This window comes from Planomonospora antibiotica, from assembly GCF_014647955.1.
GTDB classification, from domain to species: Bacteria; Actinomycetota; Actinomycetes; order Streptosporangiales; family Streptosporangiaceae; genus Planomonospora; species Planomonospora parontospora.
Map to the genome: position 1 here is coordinate 89,910 of NZ_BMQE01000008.1, position 21,670 is coordinate 111,579.

At 72.5% G+C, this 21,670-nt stretch carries 18 protein-coding genes; 8 read left to right on the plus strand and 10 right to left on the minus strand.

Going from position 1 to position 21,670, the window contains the following annotated elements:
• The first annotated feature begins 59 nt into the window (after positions 1-59).
• Complete coding sequence (locus IEZ06_RS10130) at positions 60-1,055, plus strand: LacI family DNA-binding transcriptional regulator (RefSeq protein WP_189236419.1); 996 nt, start codon at positions 60-62, stop codon at positions 1,053-1,055.
• Positions 1,056-1,181: 126 nt separating this feature from the next.
• Here IEZ06_RS10130 and IEZ06_RS10135 read toward each other — a convergent pair whose 3' ends face one another.
• The 3 genes from IEZ06_RS10135 to IEZ06_RS10145 form a co-directional block, all read right to left on the minus strand.
• Entirely contained in the window at positions 1,182-1,682 is a 501-nt protein-coding gene (locus IEZ06_RS10135) for a hypothetical protein (protein ID WP_189236420.1), read from the minus strand.
• A gap of 461 nt (positions 1,683-2,143) precedes the next feature.
• Complete coding sequence (locus IEZ06_RS10140; RefSeq protein WP_189236421.1) at positions 2,144-2,719, minus strand: YflT domain-containing protein; 576 nt, start codon at positions 2,717-2,719, stop codon at positions 2,144-2,146.
• Between the two features lie 101 nt (positions 2,720-2,820).
• Positions 2,821-4,260 (minus strand): GuaB1 family IMP dehydrogenase-related protein, encoded by a 1,440-nt coding sequence (locus IEZ06_RS10145; protein WP_189236422.1) that lies wholly within the window; start codon positions 4,258-4,260, stop codon positions 2,821-2,823.
• A 183-nt stretch (positions 4,261-4,443) separates the two neighbouring features.
• On the opposite strand from IEZ06_RS10145, the gene IEZ06_RS10150 reads away from it, so the two are divergent.
• Positions 4,444-4,911, plus strand: a complete 468-nt coding sequence (locus IEZ06_RS10150) for a GyrI-like domain-containing protein (RefSeq protein WP_189236423.1) — start codon at positions 4,444-4,446, stop codon at positions 4,909-4,911.
• A gap of 66 nt (positions 4,912-4,977) precedes the next feature.
• Here the strand turns inward: IEZ06_RS10150 and IEZ06_RS10155 are convergent, their stop codons facing one another.
• The 5 genes from IEZ06_RS10155 to IEZ06_RS10175 all read right to left on the minus strand — a co-directional run bounded on the left by IEZ06_RS10155 (position 4,978) and on the right by IEZ06_RS10175 (position 8,876).
• Positions 4,978-5,580, minus strand: a complete 603-nt coding sequence (locus tag IEZ06_RS10155; protein WP_189236424.1) for a hypothetical protein — start codon at positions 5,578-5,580, stop codon at positions 4,978-4,980.
• Positions 5,577-5,813: a helix-turn-helix transcriptional regulator gene (locus IEZ06_RS10160; RefSeq protein WP_189236425.1), complete on the minus strand. Its 237-nt coding sequence runs from the start codon at positions 5,811-5,813 to the stop codon at positions 5,577-5,579. Before IEZ06_RS10160 ends, IEZ06_RS10155 begins: the two co-directional genes overlap by 4 nt.
• 16 nt (positions 5,814-5,829) lie before the next feature.
• Positions 5,830-6,666: an ABC transporter permease gene (locus IEZ06_RS10165; RefSeq protein ID WP_189236426.1), complete on the minus strand. Its 837-nt coding sequence runs from the start codon at positions 6,664-6,666 to the stop codon at positions 5,830-5,832.
• Complete coding sequence (locus IEZ06_RS10170; RefSeq protein ID WP_189236427.1) at positions 6,663-7,508, minus strand: ABC transporter ATP-binding protein; 846 nt, start codon at positions 7,506-7,508, stop codon at positions 6,663-6,665. Before IEZ06_RS10170 ends, IEZ06_RS10165 begins: the two co-directional genes overlap by 4 nt.
• A gap of 234 nt (positions 7,509-7,742) precedes the next feature.
• Complete coding sequence (locus tag IEZ06_RS10175) at positions 7,743-8,876, minus strand: CaiB/BaiF CoA transferase family protein (RefSeq protein WP_189236428.1); 1,134 nt, start codon at positions 8,874-8,876, stop codon at positions 7,743-7,745.
• Between the two features lie 186 nt (positions 8,877-9,062).
• Between IEZ06_RS10175 and IEZ06_RS37150 the strand changes: the two genes are divergently transcribed.
• The 3 genes from IEZ06_RS37150 (at position 9,063) to IEZ06_RS10190 (ending at position 13,686) form a co-directional block, all read left to right on the plus strand.
• Positions 9,063-10,904: a serine/threonine-protein kinase gene (locus tag IEZ06_RS37150; protein ID WP_268245588.1), complete on the plus strand. Its 1,842-nt coding sequence runs from the start codon at positions 9,063-9,065 to the stop codon at positions 10,902-10,904.
• Positions 10,905-11,062: 158 nt separating this feature from the next.
• The gene (locus IEZ06_RS10185) at positions 11,063-12,412 is read left to right on the plus strand and encodes an FAD-binding oxidoreductase (RefSeq protein ID WP_189236531.1); all 1,350 of its coding nucleotides are present in this window, start codon (positions 11,063-11,065) and stop codon (positions 12,410-12,412) included.
• A 14-nt stretch (positions 12,413-12,426) separates the two neighbouring features.
• Positions 12,427-13,686 (plus strand): SAM-dependent methyltransferase, encoded by a 1,260-nt coding sequence (locus tag IEZ06_RS10190; RefSeq protein ID WP_189236429.1) that lies wholly within the window; start codon positions 12,427-12,429, stop codon positions 13,684-13,686.
• A 127-nt stretch (positions 13,687-13,813) separates the two neighbouring features.
• Here IEZ06_RS10190 and IEZ06_RS10195 read toward each other — a convergent pair whose 3' ends face one another.
• Positions 13,814-15,214 carry a GGDEF domain-containing protein gene (locus IEZ06_RS10195; RefSeq protein WP_203871875.1) on the minus strand — a complete coding sequence of 467 codons (1,401 nt, stop codon included), beginning with the start codon at positions 15,212-15,214 and terminating at the stop codon, positions 13,814-13,816.
• 237 nt (positions 15,215-15,451) lie between these two features.
• Positions 15,452-16,987: a long-chain-fatty-acid--CoA ligase gene (locus tag IEZ06_RS10200; RefSeq protein ID WP_189236431.1), complete on the minus strand. Its 1,536-nt coding sequence runs from the start codon at positions 16,985-16,987 to the stop codon at positions 15,452-15,454.
• Positions 16,988-17,161: 174 nt separating this feature from the next.
• Here IEZ06_RS10200 and IEZ06_RS10205 point away from each other — a divergent pair, with 174 nt between their 5' ends.
• The 3 genes from IEZ06_RS10205 (at position 17,162) to IEZ06_RS10215 (ending at position 21,584) form a co-directional block, all read left to right on the plus strand.
• Positions 17,162-18,760, plus strand: coding sequence for a GMC family oxidoreductase (locus IEZ06_RS10205; RefSeq protein WP_189236432.1), 1,599 nt, complete (start codon positions 17,162-17,164; stop codon positions 18,758-18,760).
• 106 nt (positions 18,761-18,866) lie between these two features.
• Positions 18,867-20,123 (plus strand): cytochrome P450, encoded by a 1,257-nt coding sequence (locus IEZ06_RS10210; protein WP_189236433.1) that lies wholly within the window; start codon positions 18,867-18,869, stop codon positions 20,121-20,123.
• Positions 20,124-20,351: 228 nt separating this feature from the next.
• Positions 20,352-21,584: a cytochrome P450 gene (locus IEZ06_RS10215; RefSeq protein ID WP_189236434.1), complete on the plus strand. Its 1,233-nt coding sequence runs from the start codon at positions 20,352-20,354 to the stop codon at positions 21,582-21,584.
• The last annotated feature ends 86 nt before the right edge of the window (positions 21,585-21,670 follow it).

Below are 21,670 nucleotides of genomic sequence, written 5' to 3' on the forward strand. Positions count from 1 at the left end.
CGATGGGCTATCGTCGTGGCGACCGAAGATCCGAGCCGGAGGCCCAGTCGGAGGCCAAGATGAAGCGCCCCACCCTGGAGGCGGTCGCCGCCCGCGCGGGAGTGTCGCGGGCCACCGTCTCCCGCGTGGTCAACGGCCAGCCCACCGTCGCCCCGGGCATCCGCGACGTGGTGATGCGGGCCGTCGAGGAGCTCGGCTACGTCCCCAACGCGGCGGCCCGCACCCTCGTCAACCAGCGCACCGACTCCATCGCCCTGGTCGTCTCGGAGTCGCCCACCCGGGTCTTCTCCGACGACCCGATGTTCTCCACCGTGATCCGCACGGCCAGCGCGGAGCTGGAGGCGGCCGACAAGCAGGTCGTCCTGATGCTGACGGGCTCGGCCCGCAGCCACGCCCGCGTGGAGCGTTACATCGCCGGCGGCCACGTGGACGGCGTCATGATCATTTCGATGCACGGCGCCGACCCGCTGCCCGCCGCGATCACCCGCATGCGCGTGCCCGTCGTCTCGTACGGCCGGCCCGCCGTGCCCGTGGACCTGCCGTACGTCGACAACGACAACGTGGGCGGCGCGGCGACGGCCGTGCGCCACCTGATCGAGAGCGGCCGCCGCCGGATCGCCACGGTCGCCGGCCCCCAGGACATGATCGGCGGCCAGGACCGCCTGGCCGGCTACCGGAACGTCATGCAGGGCTCCGACCGCCGCTCGATCGTGGCGGTCGGCGACTTCACCCGCGAGTCCGGCGCGGTGGCGATGCGCCAGCTCCTGGAGGACGACCCCGCGCTCGACGCGGTCTTCGTCGCCAACGACCTGATGGCGATCGGCGCGCTGCAGGCGCTGCGCCAGGCGGGCCGCAGGGTGCCGGACGACGTCGCGGTGGTGGGCTTCGACGACATCGAGGCGGCCCGCTACACCGAGCCGCCCCTGACGACGGTCCGCCAGCCCGTCGTCGAGCAGGCCACCGCGATGGTCCGCCTCCTGCTCGGCCTGGCCTCCGGCGGCCCGGCGGACCCGATCATCCTCCCCACCGACCTGGTGGTCCGCGAGTCGGCCTGACCGGGTCCGGGCTCGCCCGGACCGCTCCGGGGAGCCTGTGAGCGTTTCGGACGGGACCGCGGCGGGCCGTCGCACGGGGCGGGGACCCCGACGGCCCGCCGACCGCTCCCGGACGGGGCGGGACGACTACCGGACCAGGTCCGCGAACAGGTTCCGCAGCTCCAGGTGACCGGCCTTGAGCTCGGCCACGTCACCTTCGACGCGCTTCATAGAGAGCTCGAGGTTGCCGACGGAGCGCTTCACCGTGACGATCTCCTCGCGGAGCTCGGCGTATCCGGCCCGCATCTCCTGACGGAACTCGTCCTGCCCCTTGCGGAGCTCTTCCGTGGTGGCCCGGAGCTCGTCCTGCCCCTTGCGGAGCTCCTCGGTGGTGGCCCGGAGCTCCTCTTGGCCCCTGCGGAGCTCCTCCGTGGTGACCTTGAGTTCTTCCGTGGTGACCTTGAGACCGTCGGTGGTGACCTTCAGTCCGTCGGTCGTGGTTTTGAGCTCACCTGTGATCGTGCGCAGGTCCTTGAGGACCTCGAAGATGGCCGCGGTGGTCGCCCGGTGCTCGTGGGCCTCCACACGAAGCTCGGCCACCCCGAGCTCCAGGGCACGCATGCGGATCTCTGACGTCGCGTCTGACACGACAGCTCCTCGTCGTTGTCGCGGAAAAGGGGAAGCGTAGGGGTCGACACGGTGGAGGGAGACGCGTGTCCGCAGGGAGAAGACTACGCACGGCGCAGCGGTGATCGCTACACGTGGTCAGGGCCGGGGTGACAGAAGTCGTACCGGGTGGAAGAAAGAGCCACCCGGCACGGGGTGCAGGGTGGCGGGTGACTCTTCGCGCGGTAGGCGGGCCGGAGGTTCCGGAGCGCCGGGACGGTGAGGGCGCCGGGTCCGGTACGGCGCCGCGACTCCGTACGGCTCTCCGATCCGGCCCGGTGCGGTTGTGCGGTGCCGTACGGCTCTGCGGCCCGGCGCCGTTGGGCGGTTCCGTACCACTGCCGCTGCGCGGACCGGTGCGGCTGTGGTGCCGTACCACTGCGCGAACGCTGCGCGGACCGGGAGCGCGGCCCAGGGCGGAGCACGGGGCGGCGGCCGGGTTCTCAGGGCCGGCGCTGCTCCGGGGCGATCGGCCGCTGGGCCGCGGGGTCGTAGACGCCGGCGGAGGCCGGCGGCTCGACCACCACGGTGTCGGCCGGGCGCGCGCCGCCGTCCAGGATGGCGCGGGCGTGGTCGACGTGCGAGGCCGCGACCAGCACGTCGTAGCGGCCCGCGACGATGGCGCTGCGCGAGGCGAAGTCGCGCTTGCCGCCGGTGAAGAAGTGGTTGAGGAACCCGAACGCGGCCCCCATCAGGGCACCCCACAGGCCCGCCCAGAGCACCAGCACGAAGAAGGAGAGCGTGGTCGAGGTGAACAGGCCGAGGAACGCCCCGACCACGAGTCCGAAGACCAGGCCGCTGCCCGCGCCGGCGAGCGCGGCCCGGCCGTTGGTCATCCGGCCGGTGACGGTCTCCTCCATGCGCAGGTCGCTGCCGACGATCGCGACGTTCTCCACGGGGAACCCGGCGTCCGAGAGCGCGTCCACGGTGCGCTGCGCGGCCGCGTAGTTGTCGTAGCCGACCAGAGTCCTGCGGTCGACGACGACCGGCGCCTCGACGCCCATGTGCAACTGTGTCATGGTCCTGTCGCCTTTCCGAGTGGTTGTGGCTCGGGAGAAGCGGCTACCCATGATGCGCCGGGGAATGCGCGTCCCGGACGGAAACCGCCCGGGACGGCGGCTCACCAGCTCTGGTGGAGCGGCATGCCCTCGGTGTATCCGGACGAACTCTGCACGCCGACCACCGCGCGCTCGTGGAACTCCTCCAGGGTGGAGGCGCCGGCGTAGGTGCAGGAGGAGCGCAGGCCCGCCACGATGGCGTCGATCTGGTCCTCGACGCTGGGCCGGAGCGGGTCGAGGTACATCCGGGAGGTGGAGATGCCCTCCTCGAACAGCGCCTTGCGGGCCCGGTCGAAGGGGGAGTCCTCGGCGGTGCGGAGCTTCACCGCGCGGGCCGAGGCCATGCCGTAGTTCTCCTTGTACCGGCGGCCGTCGGCGTCGGTGCGGGCGTCCCCGGGGGACTCGTAGGTGCCCGCGAACCAGGAGCCGATCATCACGTTGGCCGCCCCGGCCGCCAGGGCCAGGGCGACGTCGCGGGGGTGGCGGACGCCGCCGTCGGCCCAGACGTGGCGGCCCAGGCGGCGGGCCTCGGCGGCGCACTCCAGGACCGCGGAGAACTGCGGGCGTCCGACGCCGGTCATCATCCGGGTGGTGCACATGGCGCCCGGCCCGACGCCGACCTTGACGATGTCCGCGCCCGCCTCGACCAGGTCGCGCACGCCGGCGGCGGTGACGACGTTGCCCGCGACGACCGGCACGCCGGGACCGAGCGCGCGCACCGACCGCAGGGCGCCGATCATCTTCTCCTGGTGACCGTGCGCGGTGTCCACCACCAGGCAGTCGATCCCCGCCTCCAGCAGTTCCTTCGCCTTGGCGGCCACGTCTCCGTTGACCCCCACGGCGGCGGCGATCCGCAGCCGGCCCGAGGCGTCGACGGCGGGCCGGTAGAGGGTGGCGCGCAGCGCGCCGGTCCTGGTCAGGATGCCGACCAGGCGCCCGTCGCCGTCGACGACCGGGGCGAGCCGGTGGCGGCCGTCGTGGAGCCGGTCGAACGCCTCGCGCGGGTCGAGCCCGGCGGGCAGGGCGAGCAGGTGGTCGGACATGACCTGGGAGAGCTGGGCGTACATGTCGACGCCCTGGCAGTCGGCCTCGGTGACCACGCCGATCGGGCGGTTCGCGTCGTCGACGATGACGACCGCGCCGTGGGCGCGCTTGGGCAGCAGGCTGAGCGCCGCGCCGACGGTGTCGTGCGGGGTGAGGGTGAGGGGGGTGTCGTGGACCAGGTCGCGCCGCTTGACCCAGTCGACGACGTCGGCGACCACGTCGATCGGGATGTCCTGCGGGAGCACGGCGATGCCGCCGCGCCGGGCGACGGTCTCGGCCATCCGGCGCCCGGCGACCGCCGTCATGTTGGCGACGACGACGGGGATCGTGGTGCCGGTCCCGTCGGAGGTGGACAGGTCGACGGCGAGCCGCGAGCCGACCGAGGAGCGCGCCGGGACCATGAACGCGTCGCTGTAGGTCAGGTCGTGGGTCGGAGTCGTCTCGTTGAGGAATTTCACCAGGCACCTACAGTGTGGAAGTCCGGCCGGTCAGGGCCGGGAAGCTGACTGGCACTACCTTATGTGTGGGCGGTCAGCGGTGTTCCTTCCCCGTTTCCCGGCCGGCCATGGGGGCTGGACGGTCACGATGAGCACTAAGATCCGGTTTGCGTGTTTGTCGGGGTGGTCGCATGAGGAGGCGCTGTGAACGTCGTTGATCGGCCGGAGATACTCGTGGTGGGCCACGCCGTACGGACGTCCAACGCCGACGAGCTGGACCCGGCGCGGGCGAAGCTGCCGGCGCTGTGGCAGCGGGCGGGCGTCCCGGGGGCCTTCGCGCACGTCCCGGGGCGGGTGGACGAGAACCTGTACGCGGTGCTGACCGACTACGAGAGCGACCACCACGGGTTCTACACGCAGATCGTCGGGGTGGCCGTGCGCACCGCCGCCGCGCTGCCCGAGGGCATGGTCGCGGTCCGGGTGCCGGGCGTCCCGGCGCTGAAGCTGGAGGCCCGGGGGTCCATGCCGGGCGCGCTGGTGGAGTCGTGGCAGCGCCTGTGGAAGCACACCGAGTCCGGCGGCACCCCGCCCCGGGCCTTCAGCACCGACCTGGAGGTCCACCACCGCGAGGGCGTGGACCTCTACGTGGCCGTCTTCCCGCCGATGCACTGACCGCCGGCCCCGACGCACTGGCCGCGCCGGCCCGACGCGCCGACCGCCGGCGCCGGTGCGCCGTGCCTACGCGCCGATCCCCGGCGTGCCGGTCGCCGCTCCGCCGTCGGCGGACGAGGACCGCTCGTCCTCGTCCTCGTCGTCCGGGGGCGGGTCGGGCATCCGCCAGCAGGAGACGATCAGCGGCAGCACGAAGTGGGTGAGCGCCACGGCCAGGGAGAGGTAGAGCAGGGTCGACCCGGGCACCATGTGCTCGCGGCCGCGCAGCAGGCCCACGCCCAGCGTCAGGCAGGCGAGGGCCGCGAGCAGGCGGGTCATCAGGCGGTGGGCCACGGCGGTGGCCCGCAGCCGCTCGCCCACCTGGCGCTCGTCCAGGTTCCGTTCGGTGAGCGCGGTCATGCCCCGGGTGGCGACGTTCATCAGCGTCACGGCCGGAAAGTAGACCACCGCCATGACCGCCATGAGGGCGAAGACGATCCAGCGTGTCCCGCCGTCCGGCCCGATGATCCACACCACCCCGGCCATGGCCCAGGCGAGAGCCAGGGAGAACGCCCCGGCCGCGGCGAGCAGCCGGCGGCGGCCCTGCGTGGCGTACCAGCCCGGCAGGATGTCCATCTGCACGGCCTCGGCCTGGCTGATCCGCCAGGGGGCCTTGCGCCCGTCGGTCATTTCGGTTCACTTCCCAGCCGCGGGAACGGCTTCAACGAGAAAACGACTTCCATGGGGACCTCGAAGTACTCGGCGATGCGCAGGGCGAGGTACAGGCTCGGGCTGTACTCGCCCCGCTCCAGGTAGCCGATGGTCTGGTAGTGCACCCCGAGCGCCGTCGCGAGCTCCTTGCGCGACACGCCGCGCTCGGCCCGGAGCATCGGGATGCGGTTGTGGACCTCTTCCGCACTCATCGCGGCCTCCTGCGGGTCATGACGACTGGGCGGCGAGCTGCCGTTCGGCGAGCCGCGAGCCGGACTCCCGCCGGGTGACCCGGCGGACCAGCACGGGGGCGAGCAGCATGCCGGCCACCGCCCAGGCGGCCAGCACCGCCGCCACGTACGGCAGGCGCCAGCTCCCGCCGATCTCCGCGGCGAGCATCGTGTCGGGCAGGAAGGCGGCGCGCAGTCCGAGTCCCTGCCAGTAGAGCGGGAACGCCTGGGCGATCCACTGCACGGCCTCCGGCATGTAGGTCACCGGGAGCATGACCCCGGAGGTGACCATCAGGCCCATCATCGGCAGGCCCAGGACCGCGCCCGCCGCCTTCGGACCGGGCAGCAGGCAGCCGATCGCCGCGCCCAGCGGGACGACGGCCACGGTGCCCAGCAGCAGCACCCAGAGCAGCGCCGGCCAGTCGTGCGGCAGCGGGGCGCCGCCCACGGCGACGCCGGTGGCCAGGATCAGCGCGCTCTGCACGGCGATCTGGCAGAGCAGGGTGACCGCCCGCCCGACGAGGTAGGCGGATATCCCGCCGGGGACGGTCCGCAGCCGCAGCAGCGTCCCCTCCTCCCGGTCGGCGGCCAGCGCCATCGGCAGGGTCATCAGGGCGTTGGAGAAGACGGTGAAGGCCAGGAAGCCGGAGGTCATGAACATGCCGGAGGACACGTCCGTCCCCTTCACCTGCTCGTCGCCGATCCAGAGCAGCAGCAGGGCGAAGATGCCCGCCGTGCCGACCAGGGTGGTGGTCAGCTCTCTGCGGTTGCGCAGCAGCTGCATGTGCTCCGCCCAGCCCCGCTTGATCCCGATGCGCAGTGCCCTGCCGTTCATGCGGCCCTCCCGATCAGCTCCAGGTAGCTCTCCTCCAGCGACGGCCGCCGGATCTCCAGTCCGGGGACCGGACCGCCGAACCTCTCGTGCAGCTCCCACGCCGCCCGAGAGGGGTCGTCGGTGGTCAGGGTCCGTTCGCGGCCGTCCTCCAGCCATCGCACCCGCGACTGCGCCTGTACGGCATGCGCCAGCTCGGCGGGGGTCCCGCAGGCGGTGATGCGGCCGCCGGTCAGGATCGCGGTCCGGTGCGCCAGCTTCTCGGCCTCGACCAGGTCGTGCGTGGTGAGCAGCACCGTCATGCCGTCGTCGGCCGCGAGCTTCTCGAGCAGCAGGTGGAACTCCTGCCGTGCCTCCGGGTCGAAGCCGGTGGTCGGCTCGTCCAGGAAGAGCAGCTCGGGCCGGCCGACGATGCCCAGTGCCACGTCCAGCCGGCGGCGCTGCCCGCCGGACAGGCGGCCCACCTGCTGACCGGCCTGCCCGGTCAGGCCGACGGCGGCCAGCAGCCCGTCCGGGTCGTGCGGGTCGTCGTAGAACTCGCTCAGGTGGGCGACGAGCTCCCGGACGCCCCACCTGTTGTGGTCGCGCCAGTTCTGCAGGACGATCCCGAGCCTGGCCCGCCAGGCGTCGGCGCCCTTCTCCGGGTCGGTGCCGAGCACGCTCACCTCGCCGGCCGACCGGTTCCTGAAGCCCTCCAGGATCTCGATCGTGGTGGTCTTCCCGGCGCCGTTGGGGCCGAGCAGGGTGAAGATCTCCCCGCGCCGGATCTCCAGGTCGACTCCCCGCAACACCTCGGCCGCGCCGTACTTCATCCGCAGGCCGCGCACACTCACTGCAGCACTCATGTGAATGAATGTAGTAGAAGTACTACATTCCAAGCAAGTCCTACGACGAAGGGCGGCACACCTGCGTCCAGGCGTGCCGCCCTCGGAGAGGCGTGCAGGGCCGGGGCGCCGACGGAGAAGGGCCGGTCAGCGGCCGTGCGGAGGGATCCGGCCGGCGGTCAGGCCGGCACCCCGGACTCGCGCAGCTTCGCGGCGGTCAGGCCGCTACCCCGGTCCCGCGCAGCTTCGCGGCGGTCAGGCCAGCACCCCGGCCTCGCGCAGCTTCGCGGCGGTCTCGTCCGGCAGGCCCCAGGAGGACAGATCCGCCAGCCGGGTGGCGGGGGAGAGGTCCGGCCCGGGCGCGCCCAGCAGCCGGGGCGCCGGGGCGGGCTGCCGGACCCCGTCCACCTCGACGAACGTGCCGCGCGCCCGGTTGTGCGGATGGTCGGCGGCCTCGGCCATGTCCAGCACGGGGGAGACGCACGCGTCCGTGCCGTCGAAGACGGCCTCCCACTCGGCGCGCGTCCTCGACCGGAACGCCTCGGCCAGCCGCTCGCGCAGGGCGGGCCAGTTGGCCCGGTCCTCGCGGTCGGGCAGGTCGGTCAGGCCCATGAGCGAGACCAGCTGCGCCCAGAACCGCGGTTCCAGGGCGCCCACCGCCATGTACCCCCCGTCGGCCGTCTCGTAGGTGTCGTACACCGGCGAGCCGGTGTCGAGCAGGTTGGTGCCGCGCGGGCCCCAGAAGCCGGACTGCACGCCGTGGTAGAACATCGCGAACAGCGTGGCCGCCCCGTCGACCATGGCGGCGTCGACCACCCGGCCCTCGCCGGTGCGCTCCCGCTCGATCAGGGCGAGCAGCACGCCGTACGCCAGCATCAGGCCGCCGCCGGCGAAGTCGCCGAGGATGTTGATGGGCGGCGTAGGCTTCTCGCCCGCGCGGCCGAGCATGGAAAGCACGCCGGAGATCGCGATGTAGTCGATGTCGTGCCCGGCCGTCGGCGCCAGCGGGCCGTCCTGGCCCCAGCCGGTCATCCTCCCGTAGACCAGGCGCGGGTTGACGGCGTGCAGGTCGTCCGGGCCGATGCCCAGCCGCTCGGCGACCCCCGGGCGGAAGACCTCGATGACGACGTCGGCGTGCGCGGCGAGCTCCTTGAACGCGGCGACCCCCTCGGGCGACTTCAGGTCCAGGCCGACGGTCCGCTTGCCCCGGTCCATCACGTCGCGGCGCGGCCGGTCCCCGGCGGCGGCCACGGCGGCGACCCGCTCGACCCGCAGCACCTCGGCACCGTGGTCGGCCAGCATCATCCCGGCGAACGGTCCCGGGGCCAGTCCTGCCAGCTCCAGCACGCGGACCCCGGCCAGCGGGCCCTTCCTGGGCGTGTGATCCATCGGTGACTCCTCGGTGCGCCCCGGAACGCGGCCGGGCGCGGTCGTGGCGGACGATCGCCCGGTGACGCCGGGCTTCCCCTCCGGGCAAGTAGAACAACATTCGGATCGCCCTGGCAAGACGCCCCACCCGCCGACCCCCACCTGTGGGAAACTTGCGGCCGTCGGTTTGGCAACGGGGAGAGTCGTATGGCATATCCGCACGGGGAACGGATGATCGCCGGGCGCTACAGGCTGATGCGCGAGCTCGGCCGCGGCGGGATGGGCGTGGTGTGGGAGGGGCACGACACGCTCCTCGACCGCCCGGTCGCGGTCAAGGAGGTGCTGCTCCCGCCGCACCTGTCCCCGGCGGAGCAGGAGCGCCAGCTGACCCGCACCTCGCGTGAGGCCAGGACCGCGGCCCGGCTCAACCACCACGGCATCGTCGCTGTCTACGACGTGGCCGAGGAGGACGGCCGCCCCTGGATCATCATGGAGCTGGTCAGGGCGCGGGGCCTGGACGAGGTCGGCACGCTGCCGGTGCCCCAGGTGGCCGCGATCGGCCGCCAGGTGCTCTCGGCGCTGCACACCGCCCACCGGGCGGGGATCCTGCACCGCGACGTCAAGCCGAGCAACGTCCTGCTCACCCCGGACGGCCGGGCCGTGCTCACCGACTTCGGCATCGCCACCGTGGAGGGCGACGCCTCGCTCACCCAGACCGGCATGGTCACCGGATCGCCCAGCTTCCTGCCGCCGGAGCGCGCCGTGGGCACGGACGCCGGCCCCTGGTCGGACCTGTGGTCGCTCGGCGCCACACTGTACGCGATGCTGACGGACGGCAGGGGGCCGTTCGAGCGGCGCGACGCCATGGCCACCCTGGGGGCGCTCCTCACCGAGGAGCCCGACCTCGGCCGGGTCCACCCGGCGATGCGCGAGGTCCTCGCCGGGCTGCTCCGGCGCGACCCGGCGCACCGTCTCACCGCCGGGCACGCGGACGCGCTGCTGGCCGCGGTGAGCGGAGAGCCGTCCGGACCGCTCGGCCGCACCGCCGAGAGCCGCACGGCCCCCGGCCGCACCGTGCCGGGCCGCCCGGGACAGGGCCGTCCGGACCCCGGACACCGGCCACAGGGTCCGGGGCAGGGCCATCCGGACCCCGGCCGCCCGGGACAGGGCCGTCCGCCCCACGGCCATCCGCCCCACGGCCATCCGTCCCAGGACGGCCTCCCGCCGGACCGCACTCCGCAGGGCCGTACCGCGCAGGGCCGTCCCGTCGGGGAGCACACGGGACGGCACGGTGCCGGCAACGGGGACGGCCGTACGGCCCCCGCCCCGCACTCCCCGCGCTCCCGCGGCGTGCGGGCCCCGGTGGCGGTGGCCGCGGTTCTGGCGGTGCTCCTGGCGGGCGCCGGCGCCGCCGGATGGGTCATGTCCGGGGCGGGGGAGACCTCCGCCTCCCGGGCCGACCCGGGCCCGCCCGAGGTCCTCCCGGCGCCGGAGGAGGAGGCCCGGTCCGAGACGCCGGAGGAGTCGCCCACCCCCACCCCCGAGCCCACCCGGAGCCGCCGGGTGGCCGCCGCCGAAGCCGGGACGGAGCAGTGGAACGGCGAGGACCCGGAGCGGTGGTCCATCCGGTACCCGGCGGGCTGGAAGCCGGAGCACATCGCCGAGACCGGATACACCCACTGGACCAGTCCCGACGGCGACGCGCACATGTCGGTGGAGGTGCTGCGCCCCGTCTCCGGGCTGGAGACGGTCCAGGAGAGCCTGCGGGAGGAGCTCGGCCGGTGGAGCGACATCTCCGCCGAGGAGACCGCGGAGGTCCCCACCTCGTACGGCAGGGCGCTCGACTGGCGGTTCGGCTGGGTGATGAAGGGCGGGGGCGGGGCGGAGTGGGCCTCGCCCGGCACGGACTACCGCGAGGTGCGGCGCTTCGTCGAGCGCGGCGACACCGCCATCGTGCTCACCTGGACCACCGCGGAGTCCCGGTGGGGCAGGCACCAGGCCATGATGCGCCGGGTGCTCGACAGCTTCCGGCTGGAGCGCGAGGGATGACGTGGCACGCGGGGAAGCCCGTCCCTCCCCCGTCCCGAGAGTTTTCGCGCGTTTAACGCACCCCTCCTGGCCGCACGGGCAACGGCGAGATAACGTGCTAGAGGCGATCTTTCCTGTCGAGAGCCTGGGGGTGATGTCCTGTGACGCCCACGACACCTATGTCGGCGCACCGGCGGGCGGTCGAGCAGATCAGGGAGTCCTACGCGGCGATCCCCTCCGGGGCCGCGCCCCGGCTGGCCAAGGCCACCACCAACCTCTTCCGGTTCCGCGACGGCGCCCGCGCGGCCCGGCTCTCCGCCAGGGACCTGGACCGCGTCATCGAGGTCGACCCGGTCGCGATGACCGCCGAGGTCCAGGGGATGACGACCTACGAACACCTCGTGGACGCCACGCTTCCGCACGGGCTCATGCCGTACGTCGTGCCCCAGCTCAAGACCATCACGCTCGGCGGCGCGGTGACCGGCCTCGGCATCGAGTCCACCAGCTTCCGGGACGGGCTGCCGCACGAGTCGGTCGAGGAGCTGGAGATCCTCACCGGTGACGGGCGCGTCGTCGTCGCCCGCGACGACAACGAGCACCGCGAGCTGTTCCGCGCCTTCCCCAACTCCTACGGCACGCTCGGCTACGCGCTGCGGATCCGGATCCGCCTCAAGCCGGTCCTGCCGTACGTCCGGCTGACGCACCTGGAGTTCACCGACGCCCACAAGTGCATGCTCGCCATGAACGAGATCTGCGAGCGGGGCGAGCACGACGGCGAGCCGGTCGACTTCGTGGACGGCACCTACTTCGCCCCCGACGAGCTCTACATCACCCTCGGCCGGTTCGCCGAGCGCGCGCCGTACGTCTCGGACTACACCGGCATGCGGATCTACTACCAGTCGATCAGGACCAGGACCCGCGACTGGCTGACCGTCCGCGACTACCTGTGGCGCTGGGACACCGACTGGTTCTGGTGCTCGCGCGCCTTCGGGGTGCAGGACCCGCTGGTGCGCTCGCTGATGCCGCGCCGGTGGATGCGGTCCGACGTCTACCGCAGGCTCGTCGGCCTCGACCGCAGGTACGGCGTGACCGCCCGGCTGGACCGCTGGCAGGGCCGGCCCGTGCACGAGTCGGTCATCCAGGACATCGAGGTGCCGGTCGAGCGCGGCGCCGACTTCCTGGAGTTCTTCCACGAGAAGGTCGGCATGACGCCGGTCTGGATGTGCCCGCTCAGGTCGGCGGAGGAGTGGCCGCTCTATCCGCTGGAGCCCGGCCGGCTGTACGTGAACTTCGGCTTCTGGGGGGTCGTCCCGCTGCCCCGGGGCCGGTTCGACGGCCACCACAACCGGCTGATCGAGCACGAGGTGCACGCGCTCGAGGGCCACAAGTCTCTTTACTCCACGTCGTTCTACCCCCGGGACGAATTCTGGCGCCTCTACAACGGGGACGCCTACTGGCCGGTCAAACGGGCGTACGACCCCGGCGGCCGGCTGCTCGATCTCTACGACAAGTGCGTACGGGGGCGCTAGGGAGGTTTGCTTCTGTGAGGCTCGCGGAGATCTTCGAGAACGTCGTCGGTCCCGATGCGGGCATCGGTTTCGCCGCCTACGACGGCAGCAAGACCGGTCCCTCCGACGCGGACGTCACCCTGGAGGTGAAATCCCCCATCGCGGTGGCCTACCTGGCGCAGGCGCCCGGCGAGCTCGGTCTCGCCCGGGCGTACGTGTCGGGCCACCTCGACGTGCACGGGGACATGTACACCCTGCTGTCGCGGATGTGGTCGCTGACCGTCAACGACCTCACGGTGGCCGAGAAGCTCGCCACCGTCCGGGCCCTGGGCGTCAAGCCCCTGACGATGTGGCTGCCGCCCCCCGCCCAGGAGGTACGGCGCAGCATGATGGCCAGGCTCGGCAGCCGGCACGCCAAGCGGCGGGACGCCGAGGTGATCCACCACCACTACGACGTGTCCAACACCTTCTACGAGTGGGTGCTCGGCCCCTCCATGGCCTACACCTGCGCGGTCTTCCCCACCGCGGAGGCGTCCCTGGAGGAGGCGCAGTTCGCCAAGTTCGACCTGGTGGCCAGGAAGCTGGGACTGGCGCCGGGGATGCGGCTGCTGGACGTGGGCTGCGGCTGGGGCGGCATGGCCATCCACGCCGCCCGCGAGTACGGCGTCAAGGTGCTGGCCGTCACCCTCTCCCGGCAGCAGGCGGAGTGGGGGCAGAAGGCCGTCGCCGAGGCGGGGCTCGGCGACCTGGTCGAGATCCGGCACTCCGACTACCGCGACGTCAGGGAGACCGGGTTCGACGCGGTCAGCTCGATCGGCCTGACCGAGCACATCGGCCGGGACCAGCTGCCGTTCTACTTCCGCTTCCTGCACGGCAAGCTCCTGCCCGGCGGGCGCCTGCTCAACCACTGCATCACCCGGCCCACCGGCAGGGAGAAGACGATCAACACCGGCGGTTTCATCAACCGCTACGTCTTCCCCGACGGGGAGCTGGAGTCCGTCGGCACCCTGATCCGCGAGATGGAGGACACCGGCTTCGAGATCCGCCACGAGGAGAACCTCCGCGAGCACTACGCCCGGACCCTCCGCCACTGGTCCGCCAACCTCGACGACCGCTGGGAGGACGCCGTCCGGGAGGTGGGCCGGGGCCGGGCCAGGGTCTGGCGGCTCTACATGGCCGGCTGCGTGGTCGGCTTCGAGCGCAACAAGATCCAGCTCCACCAGGTGCTGGCGACCAGGCTCGACTCCCAGGGCGGCGCCCGCATGCCGCTCCGCCCGGCCCGCGACTGGCCCTGACCCGGCACGGGGGCCGCGATGCGTCCGGACGGACGCCGCGGTCCCCGCCGCGCCGGGCGGGGTGACGCGGCCCCTTCGGGAGGGCGGACCGCCATGGTCCCCGACCGGCCTGCCGGTCGGGGGGCGGTCAGGCGGCCATGATCGGGTCGGCGGAGTCGGCCGTGACCCAGCGGCCCCTGCCGAGGCGCTTGGCCGAGTACATCGCGGTGTCGGCCGCGCGCAGGATCCCCACCGCGGCGTTCCCGGACGCCTCGCCGGCGCAGGCGGCGATGCCGACGCTGGCTCCGACGGAGAGCTCGTGCCCCCGGAACGGCACCGGAGCGGAGACCTCGTGCAGGACGCGCTCGGCCAGGCGTACGGCGTCGTCGTGCGAGGCCCCGGGGCAGAGCAGGACGAACTCGTCGCCGCCGAGCCGGGCGACCAGGTCGCCGCCGCGCACCGCGGCCGACAGGCGCCCGGCGACCGCGCCGAGCACCGCGTCGCCGGCCTCGTGGCCGTGGGCGTCGTTGACGGCCTTGAACCCGTCGAGGTCGAGGTAGAGCACCGCCACGCCGGTGCCGGGTGTACGCATGACCCGCTCCAGGGTGTCGTTCAGCACGGTCCGGTTGGCCAGCCCGGTCAGCGGGTCGTGGTGCGCCTGGTAGGCCATCTGGGCCTGCAGCCGCTCCTGCTCGCGGACCGCCATGGTGAACCGGGTCAGCACGAAGGCCGCGCAGCCCGAGCCGGCCAGGATGAGCGCCAGTTCCTCGCCGCTGAAGCCGGAGTGCCGCAGGGCCAGGGCGGGCGTGCCCAGCAGGGCCATACCGAGGAAGAGGACCCGCGCCGGGTGGAGGGTGCCCATGCGGGAGCCGGGACGGGTCAGCTCGGCGTGACCGGGATGCAGCATGGCCGCGACGAGCACCGCGTGGCCGAGCAGCAGCCCGGCCCCGAGCCGCTCCACGTACGAGTAGTCGAGCACGTAGGGCAGCAGGTTGTAGCCGAGGTCGACGGCCAGGTAGGTGAAGACGGCGGTGAGCAGCAGGTAGGTCGGGGTGCCGCGCTCGCCGGGGGACAGGACGAGGAACAGCGCGGCGGCCAGCAGCACGATGTCGCCGACCGGGTAGAGAGCGGGCACGATCGTCTCGGCGAGGGTGTACCCGCCGCCGAAGAGGGGTTCGATCAGGAACTGCCAGGAGGCGAGGGCGGCCACGGTGGCGAGGGTCAACGCGTCGAGCGCGCCGGCGCGGAGCCTGCCGGGCGCCCGGTGGCGGGCCATCAGGACCAGGGCCGCGGCGATGAGGGGGTAGCCGCCGAGCCAGAGGACGTCGCTGATCCCGACCGGGGGCACCTCTCCGGTGAGGAAGAACACCAGCTCGATCACGTCACCGGTCAGCCAGAGCATCTGGGCGAGCGCGATGAGCAGCCACGGACGGCGGGCGGCCCCCGCCCCGGAGCGCAGCGCCGCCCACCACGCCAGGGCGCAGACCACGCCGTACACGGCGAAGTAGAGGATCTGGCCCACCGTCGATGCGTACGTGGCGGCGGTCACCGCCGAAGCCGCGACCGCCGCAGTGAGGAAAAGCCCTGTCTTCCCGACCGTCATGTCCGTCCTGTCGGCACCGCGGGCCGGAACCTGAGGAATCCGGCCGGTCAAGGCGGCGACCATCCGGGGTCCGGGCGATCCGGGTGACCTGGGCGATCCGGCCGGGCGCGGTGGCGGACGCCCTCCGGAGGTGCGGAGCCCCCGGATCCCGGAGGGGACCCGGGGGCTCCGCGGAACGCGGGACTAGCGGAGCTCGCGCTTGAGGATCTTGCCGGTGGCGGTCATCGGCAGCGCGTCGCGGAACTCGACGACGCGCGGGTACTTGTAGGCCGCCATGTTCTCCCTGCACCAGGAGATCAGCTGCTCCTCGGTGAGGCCGGCGCCGGGGGTGCGGATGACGTACGCCTTGACCTCCTCGCCGTGCGAGTCGTGCGGGACGCCGACCACCGCGGCCAGGGAGACCTCGGGGTGGGTCATCAGGACCTCCTCGATCTCGCGCGGGTAGACGTTGAAGCCGCCCCGGATGATCATGTCCTTGGCCCGGTCGACGATCGTGTAGTAGCCGTCGGCGTCCCTGGTGGCGATGTCACCGGTGCGGAACCAGCCGTCCTTCATGACCTCGGCGGTCGCCTCGGGCCGGTTGTAGTAGCCCTTCATCACGTTGTGCCCGCGGATCGCGATCTCGCCCGGCCCCTCGCCCTCGACCGTGTTCCACTGGCCGTCGACCAGCTTCATCTCCACGCCCCAGATCGGGGTGCCGATGGTGCCGGGCTTGGTGGGCCTGCCGAGCTGGTTGAAGCTGGCCACCGGGGAGGTCTCCGACAGGCCGTAGCCCTCCAGGATGCCGATGCCGAAGGTGGCCTCGAAGTCCTTGAGGACCTCGACCGGGGAGGAGGCGCCGCCCGCCACGGCGGTGGTGAGCGAGGAGGGCACCTCGTCGCCGTCGGCGTGGATCTTCGTCAGCATGCCCCAGTACATGGTCGGCACGCCCGCGAACAGGGTGACGTTCTCCTTGCGCATCAGCTCCAGCGCGGGGCCGGGCTCGAAGCGCGGCAGGAGCACGAGGGTGGCGCGGCGGCGGAACCCGGCGTTCATGACCACGGTCTGGCCGAAGGAGTGGAAGAGCGGCAGCACCGCGAGGTAGGCGTCGCCGTCCTCGGCGCGCGGGTACATCTCGTCCGAGACCATGGCGTTCATCAGCATGTTCATGTGGGTCAGCTCGGCGCCCTTGGGGCGGCCGGTGGTCCCGCTGGTGTAGAGGATGACGGCGGTGTCGTCGGGCGCGGTCTGCGCCGTCTCGAACTCGCCGGAGACGCCGTCCAGCGCCGCCCAGATCGTCTCGCCGTGCGCCGACTCGGTGGCGAAGGGGGTGGCGGGCAGCACGAAGAAGTGCTCGGCGCCCTCGGCGCCCTCGAAGCCCTGCCTGCCGCGCTCGCCCAGCGGCAGGTCCGGCAGCCCCTCGAAGCAGAAGAGCGCCTTGGCCTCGGAGTCCTGCAGGTGGTAGGTGATCTCCGGGGCCTGCAGCAGGATGTTGAGCGGCACGACGGTCGCCCCGGCCTTGAGGATCCCGAAGTACACGAACGGGAAGTACGGCAGGTTCGGGCAGGCGAGCGCGACCTTGTCGCCCTTGCCGATCCCGCGCGAGACCAGCAGGTTGGCAACCTGGTTCGCGACTGTGTTGACCAGGGAGTACGGCAGCCGCAGGTCTCCGTAGACCACCGCGGTGCGGTCGGGGCACTCCCGGGCGCTGTCCTCCAGCACGATCGACAGGTTGAGCATGGGTTGGGTCCTCCTCCGGACAAGCTCTGGCCCGTTCATCCTGGCAGGCAGAGCATACCTACCGGTAGGTAAGCAAGGTTACAAATTGACGGGCAAAGCGCCGGAGCGTATGCAGGTAAGAGCCCGCTTACGGGGAGGCGAGCCCACCGTCCGCCGGAGGAAGGGGCAGCGCGCATGGAGTACGACTACGTGGTCGTGGGAGCCGGATCGGCGGGATGCGTCCTGGCGAACCGGCTCTCGGCGGACCCGTCGGTGAGCGTCGCACTGCTCGAGGCGGGCGGCTCCGACGCGAGGCTCGAGGTCCGCATGCCCGCCGGGTTCGCCAAGCTCTTCAAGACGCCCTGCGACTGGAACTTCACCACCGCCGGGCAGACCGGGCTGTCCGGCCGGGAGCTCTACTGGCCGCGGGGCCGGATGCTCGGCGGCTCCTCCTCGCTCAACGCCCAGATGTGGGTCCGCGGGCACCGGGCCGACTACGACGGCTGGAACGTGCCGGGCTGGTCCTACGACGAGGTCCTGCCGTACTTCCGACGGGCCGAGCGGCGCGTCGGCAGCAACCGCGGCGGGGTGTACGGCAGCGACGGCCCGATCCACATCTCCGAGCTGCGCAGTCCCAACGTCACCACGGCCGCGTTCCTGGCGGCCTGCGCCGAGCTCGGGCTCACCCGGCTGGAGGAGTTGAACGGCCCCTCCAACGAGGGGTACTGCCGGACCCCCGTCACCCAGAACCGCGGCCGCCGCTGGAGCGCCGCCGACGCCTACCTCAGGCCCGCGCTCAGGCGGCCCAACCTCACCGTGGTCACCGGCGCGCACGCGCGCCGGGTGCTCGTCGAGGACGGCCGCGCGGCGGGCGTGGAGTACGGCCCCGGCCCGGGACCGGGCGGTTCCGGTGCCGCAGCCGGCCCCGGCGGCGCGGTGGTGCGCGCGCGGCGGGAGGTGATCCTGTCGGCCGGCGCGATCGGCTCGCCCCACCTGCTGATGCTGTCGGGCATCGGCCCGGCCGAGGCCCTGCGGGAGGAGGGCGTCGAACCGCTCCGCGACCTGCCGCAGGTCGGCGCCAACCTCCAGGACCACCTGGCCTCGGGGATCTTCCTGCAGTGCCCCCGGCCGGTCACGCTCGCCGGGGCCGAGTCGGTGCCGAACCTGCTCCGCTTCCTGATCGGCCGGAGCGGCATGCTCACCTCCAACGTCGGCGAGGCGGTGGCCTTCATCCGCACCGGCCCGGCCGAGCCGGCCCCCGACATCGAGCTGATCTTCGCCCCCGGCCCGTTCGTCGACCACGGTCTGACGCCGCCGTCCGGGCACGGACTGACCATCGCCTCGATCCTGCTCCAGCCGGAGAGCCGCGGCCGGATCACGCTGAGCGGCCGCGACGTGGTGATCGACCCCGGCTACCTGACGGCCGAGGCCGACGTCCGGCGGCAGGTGGCCGGGCTGCGCCGGGCCAAGGAGCTGTTCGCCACCGCGGCCCTCGCGCCGTTCGCGGGGCCGCCGATGGCCCCGTACTGGGGCCCGGAGACCGACGAGGAGCTCGTCCGCTGGATCCGGGAGCGCAGTGAGACCCTCTACCACCCGGTCGGCACCTGCCGGATGGGCGGCGACGAGGAGTCGGTCGTCGACCCGTCGCTGCGGGTCCGGGGGGTCTCCGGGCTGCGCGTCGCCGACGCCTCGGTCATGCCGGTCATCAACCGGGGCCACACCCACGCCCCCGTGGTCATGATCGCCGAAAGGGCCGCCGAGCTGGTCGCGGCGGACCGGGCGGCGGTCATGTGAACGGCCGGCGGTGCGGCGGTCGCGTGACGACCGGGCGACGGCCGGGTGAGCGGATGTGGTATGACTCACACTTGACGTAAGTGAGCACTTGCCGAAATCTGGGGCCATGACGGTGAACACGGCGGACATCGACCTGTCAGAGATCCCGTTCTGGGCCCTGCCGCAGCCCGAGCGGATGGCCGCCTTCAAGCGCCTCCGCGAGCTGGACCGGCCCGTGTTCGTCAAGGAGAACAAGGTGCCCTTCGTCGGCCACGGGCCCGGCTACTACGCGCTCGTACGGCACGCGGACGTCACCGAGGCCAGCCGGAACGCCGGTGTCTTCAGCAGCGAGCCGACGGCCAACAGCATCGTCGACCTGCCCCGGTGGCTGGCGGTCTACTTCGGCTCGATGATCAACATGGACGACCCCCGGCACGCGCGGCTGCGGCGCATCGTCTCGCGGGCGTTCACCCCCCGGATCCTGTCCAAGATGGAGGAGGACCTGCAGCGGGCGGCCACCCGGATCGTGGACGAGGCGATCACGGAGGGCCCCGGCGACTTCGTCGCCCAGATCGCCGCCCGCCTCCCGGTCCAGGTCATCTGCGACATGATGGGCGTCCCCCCGGAGGCCCACGGCCGGGTGCTCCGCGCCACCAACATCATCCTGGGCAACTCCGACCCCGAGTACACCGGCATCCAGCCCGAGCTCAGGCGCTGGAACGTCGCGCGCGGGCTGGTCAAGCTGATGGGCGCCGGACGCGAGCTCAACCACCTGGCCGCCCGGCTCGGCCGCGAGCGCCGGGGCCGCTCCACCGGCGACCTGACGAGCCTGCTGGTCAACGGGGAGGAGTCCCTCACCCCGCAGGAGCTCGGCTCGTTCTTCATCCTGCTCGTGGTGGCCGGGAGCGAGACCACCCGCAACGCGATCTCCCACGGCCTGAAGCTGCTCACCGACCATCCGGAGCAGCGCGCGCTGCTGACGGAGGACTTCGAGGGCCGCATCGCCGGGGCGGTGGAGGAGATCGTCCGCCACTCCACCCCGGTGATCCAGTTCCGCCGGACGCTCACCCGCGACCACTCGATGAACGGCATGGACTACCGGCGGGGCGACAAGGTGCTCCTCTTCTACAACTCCGCCAACCGCGACGAGTCCGTCTTCACCGATCCGGACGCCTTCGACATCACCCGCCACCCCAACCCGCACGTCGGGTTCGGCGGTCCCGGCCCCCACTACTGCCTGGGCGCCCACCTCGCCCGCCGGGAGATCACCGTGATGTTCCGCGAACTGCTCACCCGGCTACCGGAGATCCGCTCCACCGGAGAGCCCTCCTATCTGCTGTCCAACTTCATCAACGGCATCAAGCACCTGCCGTACACGGCCTGACGCGCGGCCGCGCCGGTCCGGGGACTCCTGCTCGTGAGGAGGCCCGCCGGTTCGCAGACCCGGTCCGGAGTGCGGGGCGGGCGCGCCGCCGGTGGAACGTGTTCTCGGTTCGGGCCGTCCCGTCGGAGAGGCGGCATCCCTCGGTCCGTCAGGCCCGGAAGGGGTGGCGGGACCGGAGGCCGTGTGGCAGGATCGGTGAAACCGAATGCTGTTCTAGTGGAGGCTCGCGTGACGGTTTCGCTGGGCGAGATCGACCTTTCCGACCTGGCATTCTGGGAGCGGCCGACGGCCGAGCGGGAGGCGGCCTTCGCCGTGCTCCGCGCCCAGCCCGGCCCGGTCCGCTTCCCCGAGCCGGAGATCCCCTTCGCCCCGCCGGGGCCGGGCTACTACGCGCTGGTCAGGCACGCCGACGTGGTGGACGCCAGCCGCAACGCGGAGGTCTTCTGCTCGGGCCGGAGTTCGACGAGCATCCAGGACCTGCCCGCGGAGTTCAACGAGTACTTCGGCTCGATGATCAACATGGACGATCCCCGGCACGCGCGGCTGCGGCGCATCGTGTCCCGGGCCTTCACCCCGAAGATGATCGGCCGGTTCGAGGCCGACGTCCAGGCCGAGGCCACCCGGATCGTCGACGCCCTCATCGCCGGGGGTCCCGGGTGCGACTTCGTCACCGAGGTGGCCGCCCGGCTCCCTTTGAAGATCATCTGCGACATGATGGGCATCCCCGAGGAGCACTACGGGACGGTCTTCGAGGCGTCGAACATCATCCTGTCCGGTGGGGACCCCGAGTTCATGGACGACCCCGCCCGCGCGGCCGAACTGCTCCTCGGTGCGGGGCAGCGCCTGCAGGAGCTGGTCGTCTCGCTCGCCGACGCCGGCGGAGACAACCTCATCACCTCGCTGACCAGCGCCAACATCGACGGCGAGAAGCTGACGATGCAGGAGCTGGGCTCGTTCTTCATCCTGCTGGTGGTGGCGGGCAACGAGACCACCCGCAACGCGATCTCCCACGGCCTGCACCTGTTCACCGAGAACCCCGGCCAGCGGGAGCTGCTCCTGGCCGACTTCGACGGGCGCATCGCCGGCGCGGTCGAGGAGGTCGTACGGCTGGCCTCCCCGGTCACCTGGATGCGCCGCACCGTCACCCGCGACCACGAGATGAACGGCCACCTGTACCGCAAAGGTGACAAGGTGCTGCTCTACTACTGGGCGGCCAACCGGGACGAGGCGGTCTTCACCGACCCCCACCGCTTCGACATCCTGCGGACCGAGGGGCCGCACGTGGGCTTCGGCGGGCCGGGACCGCATTTCTGCCTGGGCGCCCACCTCGCCCGCCGCGAGATCACGGTGATGTTCCGCGAGCTGTTCACCCGGGTCCCGCAGATCCGCTCGGTCGGCGAGCCCGACCGTCTCCGCTCCACCTTCATCAACGGCATCAAGCACCTGCGGTGCGATTTCTGAGGCCGGCCCCGTCGACCCCGTCAGGCCTGGCGGGGCGGCGCCGACCGGGCTCACCGGCCTGAGCCCGGTCCACCGGCCTGGGCCCG

Coding starts and splice junctions, on each gene's coding strand:
- IEZ06_RS10130 (WP_189236419.1), top strand. CDS start 60: ATGAAGCGCCCCACCCTGGAGGCGGTCGCCGCCCGCGCGGGAGTGTCG.
- IEZ06_RS10140 (WP_189236421.1), bottom strand. CDS start 2,719: ATGACACAGTTGCACATGGGCGTCGAGGCGCCGGTCGTCGTCGACCGC.
- IEZ06_RS10155 (WP_189236424.1), bottom strand. CDS start 5,580: ATGACCGACGGGCGCAAGGCCCCCTGGCGGATCAGCCAGGCCGAGGCC.
- IEZ06_RS10160 (WP_189236425.1), bottom strand. CDS start 5,813: ATGAGTGCGGAAGAGGTCCACAACCGCATCCCGATGCTCCGGGCCGAG.
- IEZ06_RS10165 (WP_189236426.1), bottom strand. CDS start 6,666: ATGAACGGCAGGGCACTGCGCATCGGGATCAAGCGGGGCTGGGCGGAG.
- IEZ06_RS10170 (WP_189236427.1), bottom strand. CDS start 7,508: ATGAGTGCTGCAGTGAGTGTGCGCGGCCTGCGGATGAAGTACGGCGCG.
- IEZ06_RS10175 (WP_189236428.1), bottom strand. CDS start 8,876: ATGGATCACACGCCCAGGAAGGGCCCGCTGGCCGGGGTCCGCGTGCTG.
- IEZ06_RS37150 (WP_268245588.1), top strand. CDS start 9,063: ATGGCATATCCGCACGGGGAACGGATGATCGCCGGGCGCTACAGGCTG.
- IEZ06_RS10185 (WP_189236531.1), top strand. CDS start 11,063: ATGTCGGCGCACCGGCGGGCGGTCGAGCAGATCAGGGAGTCCTACGCG.
- IEZ06_RS10200 (WP_189236431.1), bottom strand. CDS start 16,987: ATGCTCAACCTGTCGATCGTGCTGGAGGACAGCGCCCGGGAGTGCCCC.
- IEZ06_RS10205 (WP_189236432.1), top strand. CDS start 17,162: ATGGAGTACGACTACGTGGTCGTGGGAGCCGGATCGGCGGGATGCGTC.
- IEZ06_RS10210 (WP_189236433.1), top strand. CDS start 18,867: ATGACGGTGAACACGGCGGACATCGACCTGTCAGAGATCCCGTTCTGG.